General features: G+C 58.0%; 14 protein-coding genes. 10 read left to right on the forward strand and 4 right to left on the reverse strand.

Features of this window, described 5'->3' with window-relative positions; translation table 11 throughout:
• Window positions 1–644 precede the first annotated feature (644 nt).
• From WFK59_RS10930 to speG, 6 genes are all read left to right on the forward strand, one after another.
• Complete coding sequence (locus WFK59_RS10930; protein WP_336755783.1) at window positions 645–2213, forward strand: ABC transporter substrate-binding protein; 1569 nt, start codon at window positions 645–647, stop codon at window positions 2211–2213.
• Window positions 2213–3265 (forward strand): ABC transporter permease, encoded by a 1053-nt coding sequence (locus WFK59_RS10935; protein ID WP_094119796.1) that lies wholly within the window; start codon window positions 2213–2215, stop codon window positions 3263–3265. Before WFK59_RS10930 ends, WFK59_RS10935 begins: the two co-directional genes overlap by 1 nt.
• Entirely contained in the window at window positions 3262–4119 is an 858-nt protein-coding gene (locus WFK59_RS10940; RefSeq protein WP_094119797.1) for an ABC transporter permease, read from the forward strand. Before WFK59_RS10935 ends, WFK59_RS10940 begins: the two co-directional genes overlap by 4 nt.
• The gene (locus WFK59_RS10945) at window positions 4109–4939 is read left to right on the forward strand and encodes an ABC transporter ATP-binding protein (protein ID WP_336755784.1); all 831 of its coding nucleotides are present in this window, start codon (window positions 4109–4111) and stop codon (window positions 4937–4939) included. The genes WFK59_RS10940 and WFK59_RS10945 overlap by 11 nt, the downstream gene beginning before the upstream one ends.
• Window positions 4932–5609, forward strand: coding sequence for an ABC transporter ATP-binding protein (locus WFK59_RS10950; protein ID WP_233987337.1), 678 nt, complete (start codon window positions 4932–4934; stop codon window positions 5607–5609). The genes WFK59_RS10945 and WFK59_RS10950 overlap by 8 nt, the downstream gene beginning before the upstream one ends.
• Before the next feature lie 358 nt (window positions 5610–5967).
• On the forward strand, window positions 5968–6513 hold the full coding sequence (gene speG / locus WFK59_RS10955) for a spermidine N1-acetyltransferase (RefSeq protein WP_003850356.1): 546 nt from the start codon (window positions 5968–5970) through the stop codon (window positions 6511–6513).
• Here speG and WFK59_RS10960 read toward each other — a convergent pair whose 3' ends face one another.
• The 4 genes from WFK59_RS10960 to WFK59_RS10975 form a co-directional block, all read right to left on the reverse strand.
• Window positions 6514–6933: a hypothetical protein gene (locus WFK59_RS10960; RefSeq protein ID WP_262287603.1), complete on the reverse strand. Its 420-nt coding sequence runs from the start codon at window positions 6931–6933 to the stop codon at window positions 6514–6516. It abuts the gene before it with no gap.
• Window positions 6934–7030: 97 nt separating this feature from the next.
• Window positions 7031–7966 carry a homocysteine S-methyltransferase gene (gene mmuM / locus WFK59_RS10965; protein ID WP_336755785.1) on the reverse strand — a complete coding sequence of 312 codons (936 nt, stop codon included), beginning with the start codon at window positions 7964–7966 and terminating at the stop codon, window positions 7031–7033.
• Complete coding sequence (gene mmuP, locus WFK59_RS10970; RefSeq protein WP_442956309.1) at window positions 7956–9368, reverse strand: S-methylmethionine permease; 1413 nt, start codon at window positions 9366–9368, stop codon at window positions 7956–7958. The genes mmuM and mmuP overlap by 11 nt, the downstream gene beginning before the upstream one ends.
• A gap of 133 nt (window positions 9369–9501) precedes the next feature.
• A complete protein-coding gene (locus tag WFK59_RS10975; protein ID WP_031376461.1) occupies window positions 9502–9837 on the reverse strand; it encodes a DUF2002 family protein in 336 nt (111 codons plus the stop codon).
• Window positions 9838–9989: 152 nt separating this feature from the next.
• Here WFK59_RS10975 and WFK59_RS10980 point away from each other — a divergent pair, with 152 nt between their 5' ends.
• The 4 genes from WFK59_RS10980 (at window position 9990) to nrdE (ending at window position 13375) form a co-directional block, all read left to right on the forward strand.
• Window positions 9990–10307, forward strand: coding sequence for a DUF883 family protein (locus WFK59_RS10980; protein WP_233987334.1), 318 nt, complete (start codon window positions 9990–9992; stop codon window positions 10305–10307).
• A 299-nt stretch (window positions 10308–10606) separates the two neighbouring features.
• Window positions 10607–10849, forward strand: a complete 243-nt coding sequence (nrdH, locus tag WFK59_RS10985) for a glutaredoxin-like protein NrdH (protein ID WP_233987333.1) — start codon at window positions 10607–10609, stop codon at window positions 10847–10849.
• A gap of 4 nt (window positions 10850–10853) precedes the next feature.
• On the forward strand, window positions 10854–11267 hold the full coding sequence (gene nrdI, locus WFK59_RS10990) for a class Ib ribonucleoside-diphosphate reductase assembly flavoprotein NrdI (RefSeq protein ID WP_094119807.1): 414 nt from the start codon (window positions 10854–10856) through the stop codon (window positions 11265–11267).
• Window positions 11237–13375, forward strand: a complete 2139-nt coding sequence (nrdE, locus tag WFK59_RS10995) for a class 1b ribonucleoside-diphosphate reductase subunit alpha (RefSeq protein WP_336755787.1) — start codon at window positions 11237–11239, stop codon at window positions 13373–13375. The genes nrdI and nrdE overlap by 31 nt, the downstream gene beginning before the upstream one ends.
• The last annotated feature ends 2 nt before the right edge of the window (window positions 13376–13377 follow it).

Here is a 13377-nt window from a genome sequence, read left to right on the forward strand (position 1 = left end):
TGATTTAAAGCAATAGTTGTCCTGCACGCCCAATAAGGCATGCGGAGAAAACCTGGCGTTGCCGGGTTATTTAAAAGGGTAACCTTGCGGGATCGTCCATATATCCCTCCTTTGTTCAGAAATAATGGGGCGCAGAAAGTCACGCGGCGCGAAATTAGCGCAACGTAATATCAGGCAGAAAGCGGAGATCGGGCGTAGCCTGGGCTACGCCAGACGAGGTGGAGGAAAAAGAGCCAGAATAAACAGGAACATAATGCGCACTCACTCAGCTAACAGGGTGATGAAAAAGGAGCGCAATCGTGACGAAAAGAGAGGATTGCTGCCCGCCGGTTGGCAAGCAGCGAAGAAAATTCAGCTTGCCATAATAAAAATAAATTTAGGGTGACTGTCCAACTGAATTCTCCAGAAATAATTTGACGCTATTATAAAGAGAGGAAGGTCAGGGTAAAGCGGCAATAAGAAAAATCATCATTTCGTTGAGGTGCCGTTTCCGGAATAGACGTAACGGCGCAACAAATATGTCACCTTCTTATAACCACAACCTTACTCTTATGCCTTTTTGGCATATGATTAGCCCATATTCGACTATTCTTCGCATCTGCCCTTTCGTAAACTCGCGTAACTTTTTAAGGCAAGGAAATTTCATGAAAACTATAATTCCATCACTGCTGGCGCTGACGCTGGCTGCCGCCTTCTCTGCTCAGGCTGCGACACCAAAAGATACGCTGGTCATTGCGCAGTCTACTGACGATGCCGATAGCTTCGATCCGGCCAAAGGTTTTGAACTCACCAGCGTGCAGGCCTTCACCAATATTTATCAGCGTCTGGTCCAGTCCGACCCACAAAATCCGGTCGATCTGAAACCCACGCTGGCAACCTCCTGGCAGCCCGGCAGCGACAACCGCAGCCTGACCTTTGAACTGCGTAAAGACGCGAAATTCTCTACCGGCAATCCGCTGCGTCCGGAAGATGTGATCTTCTCGCTGGGCCGGGTAGTGAAACTGAATCTCGATCCCTCTTTCATCCTGACTCAGCTTGGCTGGACCAAAGATAACGTCGATGGCTTCCTGAAGAAGGTCGATGACAACCATGTGCAGATCAGCTGGACCGCCAACGTCAGCCCGACCTACGTGCTGAGCCTGCTGTCAGCGCCGGTTTCGTCAATCGTCGACGAGAAAACCGCGATGGCCAATCAGAAGAACGGCGATTTCGGTAACGGCTGGCTGGCGACCCATTCTGCCGGCAGCGGCCCGTACCAGATCCGTAAAGTGGTGATGCATCAGGTGGTGCTGCTGAGCGCGAACCCAACTTCGCCAGCTGGCGCACCAAAAATGAAGAACATCCTGATCAAGAACGTGCCGGAACCGGCGGCGCGTCGCCTGCTGCTGGAACAGGGTGATGCCGATATCGCCCGTAATCTCGGTGCTGACCAGATTGCGGCATTGAACGGCAAACCGGGCGTGAAGACCGAAGCGATTCCAATGGCCTCGCTCTACTACATTCAGTTCAACATCGGTGCCAACGAGACGCTGAAAAACCCGGCATTCTGGGAAGCGGCGCGCTACCTGTGGGATTACAAAGGCATCGCCAACGAGCTGCTGAAAGGCCAGTTCGACGTGCATCAGACCTTCCTGCCAAAAGGTTTCCTCGGCGCGATCAACGACACGCCATATAGCTACGATCCGGAAAAGGCCAAAGCGATTCTGAAGAAAGCGGGCCTGACCAACGTCAGCTTTAAACTCTCCACCAGCAACCAGCCGCCTTACCTCGACATCGCACAGGCGCTGCAGGGCAGCTTTGCCAAAGGTGGCGTGAAAGTGGAAGTGGTACCGGGCCTGAGCTCCGAAGTCTCCACCAACGTCAAAGCGCATAAGTATGAAGCGACGCTGAACGCCTGGGGTTCAGACTATTTCGATCCCAACACCAATGCCGCCTCTTTTGCCTATAACCCGGAAGATGGCAGCAAAACCATCGCCTTCCGTTCTGACTGGCACATTCCTGAGCTTAACAAGCAGGTGATTGCGGCGACCGCAGAAAGCGATCCGAAAAAACGCGTGGCGCTGTATGAAGCGATGCAACGTGACGTGATGAAAAGCTCACCTTATGTGATTGGGATGCAGGCGAAAAACCTGATCGCCCTGCGCGACAACCTGAAAGGTTATGTGCAGGGCATTAACCCTGACATGGTCTATTACTCGCAGGTCACGAAGTAATGGCACAGTCTGTGACGACAGCCGGGTTCGCCCGGCTTTTTTGGCAACGTGGCGGACGGCTGATCGGCAGCCTGCTGTCGCTGCTGGTCACCCTGCTTGGCCTGCTCGCCTTCACCTTTATGCTGTCGCACCTGTCGCCGATCGATCCGGTGCAGCAGATCGCTGGCGATCACGCCAGTGAAGCGACCTACGCCCAGGTGCGCCACGATCTCGGGCTGGATCAGCCGGTGCTGGTGCAGTTCTGGCGCTATGTGTCCCATCTGGCCCAGGGCGACCTCGGCGTGTCGCGGCTGACCAATCAGTCCGTCAGCAGCGACCTGATGACCACCTTCCCCGCCACCATTGAGCTGGCCACCTGCGCGATGATCTTCGCCGTGGTGTTCGGCGTGACGCTGGCGCTGCTGGCGGCGTGGAAACCGGGTAGCTGGATCGATAATCTGGCGCGCTTTATCTCGCTGCTGGGCTATTCGGTGCCGGTGTTCTGGCTCGGCCTGCTCGGTCTGCTGCTGTTTTATGCGGTGCTGCACTGGTCTGCCGGTCCGGGACGGCTGGACGATATCTGGGTCTATACCCTGGAGCCGAAAACCGGCTTTGTGCTGATCGACAGCTGGCTGTCAGGTGAGCCGGAGATGTTCCGCAACGCCATTGCCCACCTCTGGCTGCCGGTGGTGATCCTCGGGCTGCTGGCGATGGCGGGCATTACCCGTCTGCTGCGCGCTGCGCTGCTGGAAGAGAGCAGCAAAGAGTATGTGGTACTGGCGCGGGCCAAAGGGGCCGGTCGGGTCCGCATCCTGCTGCGCCATATTTTCCCGAACGTGCTGGGCACGCTGGTGACGGTGATCGCCCTCTCCTACGCCACGCTGCTGGAAGGCTCGGTACTGACAGAAACCGTCTTCGCCTGGCCGGGTGTCGGCCGCTACATGACCAACGCCCTGTTCTCCGGCGATGTGCCGGCGATTCTCGGCTCTACCCTGTTGATCGGTAGCTGCTTTATTCTGATTAACACCCTGGCGGATGTTTTAACCTGGTTAACCGACCCGAGAACCCGATGACGCAACAACTCTCTGAACTCGAAACGCTGCGGCCACGCCGTCGTCGTCAACGCGTGACTTCGTTAACCGTTGGGCTGACGCTGGTGGCGATCCTGATCCTGATGGCGCTGCTGGCACCGCTGATTGCGCCGTTCGATCCCAATCTGCAAACCATGTCGAGCCGTCTGCTGGCGCCGTCAGCACAGCACTGGTTCGGCACCGACGGCTTTGGCCGCGATCTGCTGTCGCGGGTGATTTACGGTGCCCGTCCGACCCTGCTGCTGGTGTCGCTGATTCTGGTGCTGACCATACCGGCCGGGCTGCTGATCGGCATTACCGCCGGTTACGTTGGCGGCTGGACGGAACGCCTGCTGATGCGGATTACCGATATCTTCCTGTCGCTGCCCAATCTGGTGATTGCGCTGGCGCTGGTGGCGATTCTCGGCCCTGGCCTGATGAACGGCGCGCTGGCGCTGGCGCTGACCAGCTGGCCGCCGTTTGCCCGTCAGGCGCGCGCCGAAACGCTGGCGCTGCGACGGAGCGACTACCTCGCCGCGGCACGGATGCAGGGCATCACCGGCTTTCGCCTGATGTTCGGCCACATTCTGCCGCTCTGTCTGCCGACCGCCGTGGTGCGTGCCGCGCTGAGCCTGGGCGGCATCATTCTTGCCGCGGCCGGTCTCGGCTTCCTGGGTATGGGCGTTCAGCCGCCAACCGCCGAATGGGGTTCGATGGTGGCCGAAGGCAGTAAAGTGATCTTCGACCAGTGGTGGGTCGCCGCCGCACCGGGCGCCGCCATTCTGTTTGCCAGCCTGGCCTTTAACCTGACAGGCGACGGCCTGCGCGACCGACTGGATACCCGTCATGCCAGATAAACTGCTACACGCCGAAGGGCTGATCATTCGTAGCGACGATGCGCTGCTGGTCGATAATATTGGTTTTACCATTGGCCGCGAGCGCGTGGCGCTGGTCGGTGAGTCCGGTTCCGGCAAGTCACTGACCGCCCGCAGCCTGATGGGCTTACTGTCGCCCGCGCTGCATCTGCAGGCCAGCCAGCTCCAGGTGGCCGGCGAAAATGCGCTGACGCTGAGCGAGCGTCACTGGAGCCAGCTGCGCGGCAACCGCGTGGCGATGGTGATGCAGGACCCGAAGTATGCCCTGAACCCGACGCGTACTATTGGCTGGCAGGTTGAAGAGCCGCTGATCCTGCACCGTCGTCTGAGCCGTGCCGAGCGTAAAGAGAAAGTGTGCGAGATGCTGGATGCAGTCGGCCTGCCCGATCCGCGTCAGCTGATGAAACAGTATCCGCACCAGCTCTCTGGCGGCATGGGCCAGCGCGTGATGCTGGCGATCGCCCTGATTACCGATCCCGATTTCCTGATTGCCGATGAACCAACCTCGGCGCTCGATCATGCGATGCGCGATCAGGTGCTGGCGCTGATTCGCGGTCTGGTGGAAGCGCGAAACATGGGGCTGCTGCTGATCAGTCACGATTTGCAGCAGGTGTCGGAACACTGTGAGCGGGTGATGGTGATGTACAAAGGCCGTCTGCTGGATACCCTGCCCGCCGCTGAACTGCCGCGAGCGACCCATCCTTATACCCGCACGCTGTGGGCCTGCCGTCCGGGCAAAGCAACCCACGGTCAGGTGCTGCCGGTGCTGGATCGCGCGGCGCTGGAGGCCAGTCATGATTAAGTTGCAGGATCTCAGCGTCGCCCATAAGCAGGGCTACGAGTTGCGCACCGTGGTGCACGAGGTCAGCCTGGAGGTGAATGCCGGAGAATGTTTTGGTCTGGTGGGGCCTTCCGGCTGCGGGAAGTCATCGCTGCTGTGGGTGCTGGCGGGTCTGAATCCTCACTGGCAGGGCCGGATGCAGTTAGCCGGTCATCAGGTTGAGCCGGGCAAAGCCTTTACCGGCGCGCTGCGTCAGGAAGTGCAGATGGTATTCCAGGACCCTTATGCTTCGCTGCACCCGCGTCACCGGCTGCGCCGTACCCTGGCGGAGCCGCTGAAGCTGCTTAAACGCGACAATATCAACGATCGCATCGATCAGGGCTTTCGTCACGTCGGGCTCGATCCGACGCTGGCCGATCGCTATCCGCATCAGCTTTCCGGCGGTCAGCGTCAGCGCGTGGCGATAGTCCGCGCCCTGCTGTTGCAGCCGAAGATTCTGCTGCTGGATGAGCCAACCTCGGCGCTGGATATGTCGGTGCAGGCGGAGATCCTCAACCTGCTGAACGATCTCAAGCGTCAGGATGGCTTAACCATGGTGCTGGTGAGCCACGATCCGGACGTGATCGATCACATGTGCGATCGCGCGGTACGGATGGCGCAGGGCCGCATCATCGAACAGATCGGTGCCTGACAACTGCCGGACGGTCCCTGCCGTCCGTCCGGCGTTGACGGCTGCAGCGACTGTAAAGTTTCACTGCGGATCGAGCCGCTAATCTCCGCCTGCAGCAGCATGCTGCGGGCTGCCAGCATCAACACCGCTGCACTTTGCCCTCTTCTGCGCCTGTCACCCGGCGAACATTTCACGGTGGTATCGTCTTATCCAGACAACCCTGCGCCAGCTTCCTTATCCCGCAGGTAAGGCGTCGGCAGGCTCACTGTTGCACAAAGAGTCAGGCGTGGTGATGCGTTCAGTTAGTGCATCCTGCGCAATATTGTCATCTGACGGGTGCGGTATACTCGCCGCCATCTTGTAACGGAAGGAAAAGAAAATGACGGTTAAACTGCGTCCGCTTGAGCGGGAAGATCTGCACTTTGTGCATCAGTTAGACAACAACGCCAGCGTGATGCGCTACTGGTTCGAGGAGCCGTATGAGGCTTTTGTTGAACTGTCGGATCTCTACAACAAGCACATTCACGATCAGACTGAACGGCGCTTTGTGGTGGAGCACAGCGGGCAGAAAGCGGGACTGGTTGAGCTGGTCGAGATCAATCATGTTCATCGCCGCGCCGAGTTTCAGATCATCATCGATCCGGCGCATCAGGGCAAAGGCCTGGCGACCCAGGCGGCTAAACTGGCGATGGATTACGGCTTCTCGGTGCTGAATCTCTATAAGCTCTACCTGATTGTCGATCAGGAGAATGAGAAGGCGATCCACATCTATACCAAGCTCGGCTTCGAGATCGAAGGCGTGCTGAAGCATGAATTTTTTATTAACGGGGAATACCGTAACACCATCCGCATGTGCATTTTCCAGCATCAGTATCTGGAGCGCCATAAAACGCCAGGCGGAATGGTGAAGCCAACCGCGCAGTAATCAGCCGCGCGCGCCGACCGGGTTCATAAACGGACGTGGATGCTCTGGCTTGAGGTCATACATGCCGCCGTAGAAGGGATCGACCAGCAGCCAGCCGGGGAAACCGCCCAGCGGAATGTTGCCCAGCAAGTACCACAGGTTCGCGCGTGCTTCGATCGGCATCGTCACCGGCACATAGCCAGGACTCTCCAGCATCAGCAGATAGTGTTTCTTGCCGAAGTAGCGACCGGTGGATTTCGCCAGCTCAACGGTCTGCGGCGTGAAACCCTGTGCGACCGCGAAACCGCGTTCATCCTGCACGGTAAAGCGCGCACCCTGCGGCAGCGAGTCGATGCGGACCAGTTGGGTTTCATTGCCGACGATGGTGGCACAGCCGCTAAGCAGCAGTGCGGCGGCCAGAGCCAGAATTCGCTGTTTCATGAAGGGTTCCGCAAAAAGGTCAGGAAGCACAGTGTAAACCGCCCTTCCCGCCTTTTCACGCGCCTCAATCGGGCTATCATCGCCCGATTCAGCCATCTTATTGCGGTTGACAAGCGTGCGCGATAGCCGCGATGTCCTGGGGTGAGGTGCGACAGCAGCCGCCGATCAACTTCGCGCCCGCCTGTTGCCACTCATCCAGCTTGTCATGCAGGGTGCAGCCCGACGGCGCTGAATGCCAGGTTTTGCTGCTGGCGTCATACTGTTCGCCGGAGTTGGGATAGACCACCAGCGGCTTGCTGGTCAGCGACTGGAGCTGCTGCAGCGCTGGCGTCACGCTCTCCAGCGCTACGCAGTTGACGCCCAGCGCCACCACCTGCGGCTGAGTGTTCAGCCAGGCGACCACCTCTGACAGCGGCGTTCCGTCGCTGATATGGCCCGCGTCGCGCAGCGTAAACGAGAACCAGGCGGCGCTGTGCGGAAATTCGGTCAGCAGTTTTGCCAGCGCCTGCGCTTCAGCAAAAGATGGCAGCGTCTCGCAGGCCAGCAGATCGGCTCCGGCCTCCAGCAGCGCCGCGATGCGCGGGCGATGAAACGCCATCATCTCCGCTTCCGGCAGCGCGTAGTCGCCGCGATACTCCGATCCATCCGCCAGAAATGCCCCGTAAGGCCCGACCGATCCCGCCACCAGCAGGGTTTTCTCCTGAGATTGCATCGCCAGATAATCTTCGCGCGCGCGCCGCGCCAGTGCAACGCTCTGCGCAATCAACGCCAGCGACTGCGCCTGATCCAGCCCGCGTGTGGCAAAGCCCTGCGGCGTTGCCTGATAGCTGGCGGTAATCGCACAGCGTGCGCCGGCGACAAAATAGTCGTAGTGCACCTGATAGATCAGTTCAGGATTCTCCATCAGCACTTTGGCTGACCACAGCGCATCGGCCAGCTGGCAGCCACGCGCTTCCAGTTCGGTGGCCAGCGCGCCATCGAGGATCAGCAGCGGCGATTCAGACAGAGCCTGCGCGACAGGATTATGCGACATCATTAGCCTCCTCAGGCTTTGGCGATGATTTATGGGTCAGATGGTAAGCGGCATAGCAGAGCAGCACAAACGGAATGCCGCACCACAGGGCGATGCGCTGGGTCGGATCGAACGCCAGGCCGACGCAGGCCAGCAGACAGAGCAGAAACCCGAGCACCGGCGTCAGCGGATAGAGCGGCGCACGGTAGGCCAGTTGCGCCAGCGATTTTCCCTGCTGCAGATGACGGCGACGGAAGACAAAATGGGAAGCGCAGATGCTGAGCCAGACGGCGACCACCGCAAAGCCGGAGATCGCCGACAGCGCCACAAACACCGTATCCGGCGCGACCACGCTGGAGATCAGCGCCAGCAATCCGCCAATCATGCTGACGGTAATCGCCAGCAGCGGTACGCCGCGCTGATTCACCCGGGCAAAAGCGCGCGGCAGAGTATTTTCATTCGCCAGCGACCAGAGCATCCGGCCGGAGGCATAAAGTCCGGAGTTGGCGGCTGACAGAATGGCGGTCAGGATAACAAAGTTGATGACATCCGCCGCCCAGGGCACGCCGATCTTTTCAAAGACCAGCACAAACGGACTTTTAACGATCCCGGCCTGATCCATCGGGATCAGCGCTGCCAGTACAAACACCGTGCCGATAAAGAAGATGATTAGCCTGGCTACGGTGGTGCGGATCGCCAGCGGCAGCACTTTCTCTGGCTGCTGGGTTTCACCGGCCGCGATGCCAATCAGTTCGGTGCCGGAGAAGGCAAAGTTCACCGCCACCATGGTCATCAGGATCGGCAACACGCCGTTCGGCAGCCAGCCGTGCGCGGTGATATTGCTCAGACCCGGCGCGGGCGTGCCATCTTTCATCGGGATGAAGCCGAACATCGCGGCACCGCCCAGTACGATGAAGGCAACGATAGTGATCACTTTGATCAGCGAGAACCAGAACTCCCCTTCCGCGAAGAAGCGGGTCGAGATGACATTCAGCAGATAGATTGCACAGCAGAACACCAGGCACCAGATCCAGACCGGGATCTGCGGAAACCAGTACTGCATACAGAAGCCCGCCGCCGTCAGGCTGGAGCCCAGCGCCACGGTCCACGTCAGCCAGTAGAGCCAGGCCACGGTGTAACCGGTTGCCGGGCTGAGATAGCGCGCCGCGTAAACGTGGAAGGCGCCGGTTTCCGGCATCGCCACAGAGAGCTCGCCGAGGCAGACCATCACCAGCCACACCACTAATGCGCCAATCAGGTAAGCCAGCAGGGTTCCGGCCGCGCCGGTGGTGGAGATAATGTAGCCGGTGTTAAAAAACAGCCCGGTGCCAATGACGCCGCCCAGCGATAACATCACCAGATGGCGCACTTTCATGGTGCGTTTGAATTGATCCTGCGCGGGGTTTTGCTGTTCGCTCATCACTTTTATCCGTATGGACGTCTAAACATCTATAGTGGAGAGTTTTATACGCGTCACAGGCGGGAATTGCAATGGACTGGCGGGATGGGAGGATAACCGATGCGTTCAGTGCCCCGTCGCGGCGGGGCCTGATGCGTTAGCCGAAAACGCTCTGTAAATAGCGTTCCAGCGCCATGCGGGAACTGAATCCGTGCGGGATGCCGTAGTGTTCCTGTGAATCACCCGCCAGGTAGAGAGGGAATTGGGTGTAGTGATCGCAGGTCTTCATTTCAGAAGCCGGTTCAGCGAACGGCTGGCTCTTCTCTTTCAGTGTCGGGTGAATCACCAGCGCCGTGCGCCCCATGCGCGCTTCGCGATTCACATAAACGTAGTTGTCACCCCGGCGATAGCCATACGCCCGTGGCGTTATTTCGTCTACTTCAAAACCCGCTTTTTCCAGTACGCGCGCTACCTCATCTGGTCGTAAATACATGCTCGATCCTCTCCTCTTTCAAAAGCTTCGCAACCTTACAACAGCATGACAGAGTGGGCATTCGGAATTTTCCCTAAAGGCCACTCTCGCGTCTCGTTTATCTCAAGGTCGTCTACACTAGTATTACGTTTTAAAACAAAGGGAGCCAAAAAATGTTTAATCGAACCGTAAAAAACGATGACATTGATATCAATCAGGATGTTAACGAACTCGCTGATTCACTTGAAGCACTGCTGAAATCTTACGGCAGTGATGCCAAAGATGAAGTGGACTCCGCACGCAGCCAGGCAGAAGCTCTGCTGAAACAGACTCGCGCAAAACTGAACGGCGGCAGCAACCGTGTGGCGCAGGTCGCCCGTGATGCCGGTACACAGGTTGATACCTATGTGCATGATAAGCCGTGGCACGGTGTCGGCGTCGGTGCCGCCATCGGTCTGGTGTTTGGTGTACTGCTGGCTTCACGCCGCTAAAACGCCTCCACCTTCCCTGAGCCTCGCCCTGTGCGGGGCTTTTTTATGCCCATTTTTTGAGCGCCAATATTTACAAATCATTTTTTCGGCCCTGAAGGCGCAGCGTCACTGGCTTTGTCCCGTTCCGGCAAATGCAAATCTCAAAACCCTATATCTGGTGGGCTTGACCCAATAAAACGCTACATCTAGTATTTACCTCATCAGCACGACAGTCGATGTCCGCCCAGACGAAGCCCGATATTTACCACTTCTGCTTCGTTTCCCGGCATCAGAACCGCATACAGAGGGAAATACGAATCATGCGCATTATTATTTACACTAAAGATAATTGTGTCCAGTGCAACGCCACCAAAAATGCCATGGACCGTCAGGGCATCGCCTATCAACTGATCAATCTGGATAACCAGCCAGAAGCGATCGACAACCTGAAAACGCTGGGCTATCGCCAGGTGCCGGTGGTGATGGCCGATGATGATCACTGGAGCGGCTTCCGCCCGGATAAAATCGCCTCGCTGCGCCAGCTCTCTGCTGTCGGAGGCTAAGGCGATGTTCCCACTGGTCTACTTTTCCAGCCAGTCGGAAAACACCCACCGCTTCATCCTGCGCCTGGGCTTGCCGGCCCGGCGCATTCCGCTCGATGCTAAACAGCAGTTACACACCAGCCAGCCTTACATTCTGGTGGTGCCGAGCTATGGCGGGGGCAGTAGCCGTGGCGCAGTGCCGCGCCAGGTGATCCAGTTTCTGAATGATGAAGGCAACCGCCGCGGGATTCGTGGGGTGATCGCCGCCGGTAACCGTAATTTCGGTGCCGGTTACTGCCTGGCCGGCAGCATCATTGCAAAAAAATGTCAGGTTCCCTGCCTCTATCGTTTTGAGCTGATGGGAACCCCCGACGATATCGCGAAAGTTAAAGCGGGAGTAACCCAATTTTGGCAACAACAGATACCCTCAACGCCGTGACGCTGGATTACCACGCGCTTAACGCCATGCTCAACCTGTACGATGCCGACGGCCGGATTCAGTTCGATAAGGATCAGGAAGCGACGCGTCAGTTTTTCCTGCAGCATGTGCAGCCCAATACGGTGCCTTTCGCCACTACCGCTGAGCGGTTGCGCTACCTGGTGGCGGAAGGTTATTACGAAGCGGAGGTGCTGAACCAGTACGATTTCGACTTCCTGCTGGCGCTGCATGAGGTGGCGGATAACCGCGGCTTTGAATTTAAAACCTTTCTCGGTGCCTGGAAATATTACACCAGCTACACGCTGAAGACCTTTGACGGCAAACGCTATCTCGAAACCTTTGAGCAGCGCGCCTGCATGGTGGCGCTGACGCTGGCGCAGGGTGACGAAAACCTGGCGCGTTTGCTGCTGGAAGAGATGCTCAGCGGTCGGTTCCAGCCTGCGACGCCAACCTTCCTTAACTGCGGTAAGCAGCAGCGCGGCGAACTGGTCTCCTGCTTCCTGCTGCGTATTGAAGACAATATGGAGTCGATTGGCCGGGCGGTGAACTCGGCGTTACAGCTGTCGAAACGCGGCGGCGGCGTCGCCTTCCTGCTGTCGAACCTGCGCGAGTCGGGCGCACCGATCAAACGCATCGAAAATCAGTCATCGGGCGTGATCCCGGTGATGAAAATGCTGGAAGATGCTTTCTCCTATGCCAATCAGCTCGGCGCGCGTCAGGGCGCAGGCGCGGTATGGCTTAACGCTCACCATCCCGACATTTTCCGTTTCCTCGACACCAAACGCGAAAATGCCGATGAGAAGATCCGCATCAAAACCCTGTCGCTCGGCGTGGTGATCCCCGATATCACCTTCCAGCTGGCGAAAGAGAACAAGCCGATGGCACTGTTCTCACCCTATGACGTGGAGCGTATCTACGGCCAGGCGTTTGGCGATATCAGCATCAGCGAAAAATATGACGAGATGCTGGCGGATGCGCGCATCCGTAAAACCTATATTCAGCCGCGTGATTTCTTCCAGACGCTGGCTGAGATTCAGTTCGAGTCCGGCTATCCCTACATTATGTTTGAGGACAGCGTGAACCGCAGTAACCCGATCGCCGGTCGCATCAACATGAGTAACCTCTGCTCCGAGATTCTGCAGGTGAACAGCGCCAGCGAGTACTTTGACGATCTCAGCTACCGCCGGATTGGCAAAGATATCTCCTGTAACCTCGGCTCGCTGAATATTGCCCACGCGATGGATTCGCGAGACCTGGCGCGCACCGTTGATGTGGCCGTGCGCGCTCTGACCTCGGTTTCCATGATGAGCGAGATCGGCTCGGTACCGTCGGTAGCCGAAGGTAACCGTCGCTCACATGCGATTGGCCTCGGTCAGATGAATCTGCACGGCTATCTGGCGCGTGAAGGCATGGCCTACGGCTCGCCGGAAGCGCTCGACTTCACCAATCTCTACTTCTATTGCATCACCTATTACGCGCTGCGCACCTCGAACCAGCTGGCTCGCGAACGTCAGCAGAGCTTCGACGGTTTTGCTGACTCGCAGTACGCCAGCGGTCGCTATTTCGATAAATACATTCAGCGTGAATGGCGTCCGCGCACCGAACGCGTCGCGCAACTGTTTGCGGATGCCGGTATTACGCTGCCGACCCAGGCGGACTGGCAGGCGCTGCGTGACGCGGTGATGCAGCACGGTCTGTTTAATCAGAACCTGCAGGCGATTCCGCCGACCGGTTCGATCTCCTATATCAACCATGCGACATCGAGCATTCATCCGATCGTCTCGCGCATTGAGATCCGCAAAGAGGGCAAAACCGGTCGCGTTTATTATCCCGCGCCGTTTATGACCAACGACAATCTCGATCTCTATCAGGATGCGTATCAGATTGGGCCGGAAGCGATTATTGATACCTACGCCGAAGCCACGCAGCACGTCGATCAGGGCCTGTCGCTGACGCTGTTCTTCCGCGATGACGTCACCACGCGTGACATCAACAAAGCGCAGATTTACGCGTGGAAAAAAGGCATCAAAACGCTCTATTACATTCGTCTGCGCCAGATGGCGCTACAAGGCACAGAGGTTCAGGGCTGCGTCTCCTGCGCACTGTGATA

It is taken from the genome of Pantoea sp. USHLN298 (genome assembly GCF_037149395.1).
In the GTDB taxonomy this organism is placed as follows: Bacteria; Pseudomonadota; Gammaproteobacteria; order Enterobacterales; family Enterobacteriaceae; genus Pantoea; species Pantoea astica.

Bases quoted from the DNA above. Each gene is read 5' to 3' on its own strand.
- nrdH (WP_233987333.1), top strand. From the start codon at position 10,607: ATGCGCATTATTATTTACACTAAAGATAATTGTGTCCAGTGCAACGCC.
- WFK59_RS10930 (WP_336755783.1), top strand. From the start codon at position 645: ATGAAAACTATAATTCCATCACTGCTGGCGCTGACGCTGGCTGCCGCC.
- WFK59_RS10935 (WP_094119796.1), top strand. From the start codon at position 2,213: ATGGCACAGTCTGTGACGACAGCCGGGTTCGCCCGGCTTTTTTGGCAA.
- WFK59_RS10980 (WP_233987334.1), top strand. From the start codon at position 9,990: ATGTTTAATCGAACCGTAAAAAACGATGACATTGATATCAATCAGGAT.
- WFK59_RS10975 (WP_031376461.1), bottom strand. From the start codon at position 9,837: ATGTATTTACGACCAGATGAGGTAGCGCGCGTACTGGAAAAAGCGGGT.
- nrdI (WP_094119807.1), top strand. From the start codon at position 10,854: ATGTTCCCACTGGTCTACTTTTCCAGCCAGTCGGAAAACACCCACCGC.
- WFK59_RS10960 (WP_262287603.1), bottom strand. From the start codon at position 6,933: ATGAAACAGCGAATTCTGGCTCTGGCCGCCGCACTGCTGCTTAGCGGC.
- speG (WP_003850356.1), top strand. From the start codon at position 5,968: ATGACGGTTAAACTGCGTCCGCTTGAGCGGGAAGATCTGCACTTTGTG.
- mmuM (WP_336755785.1), bottom strand. From the start codon at position 7,966: ATGTCGCATAATCCTGTCGCGCAGGCTCTGTCTGAATCGCCGCTGCTG.
- WFK59_RS10945 (WP_336755784.1), top strand. From the start codon at position 4,109: ATGCCAGATAAACTGCTACACGCCGAAGGGCTGATCATTCGTAGCGAC.
- WFK59_RS10950 (WP_233987337.1), top strand. From the start codon at position 4,932: ATGATTAAGTTGCAGGATCTCAGCGTCGCCCATAAGCAGGGCTACGAG.
- WFK59_RS10940 (WP_094119797.1), top strand. From the start codon at position 3,262: ATGACGCAACAACTCTCTGAACTCGAAACGCTGCGGCCACGCCGTCGT.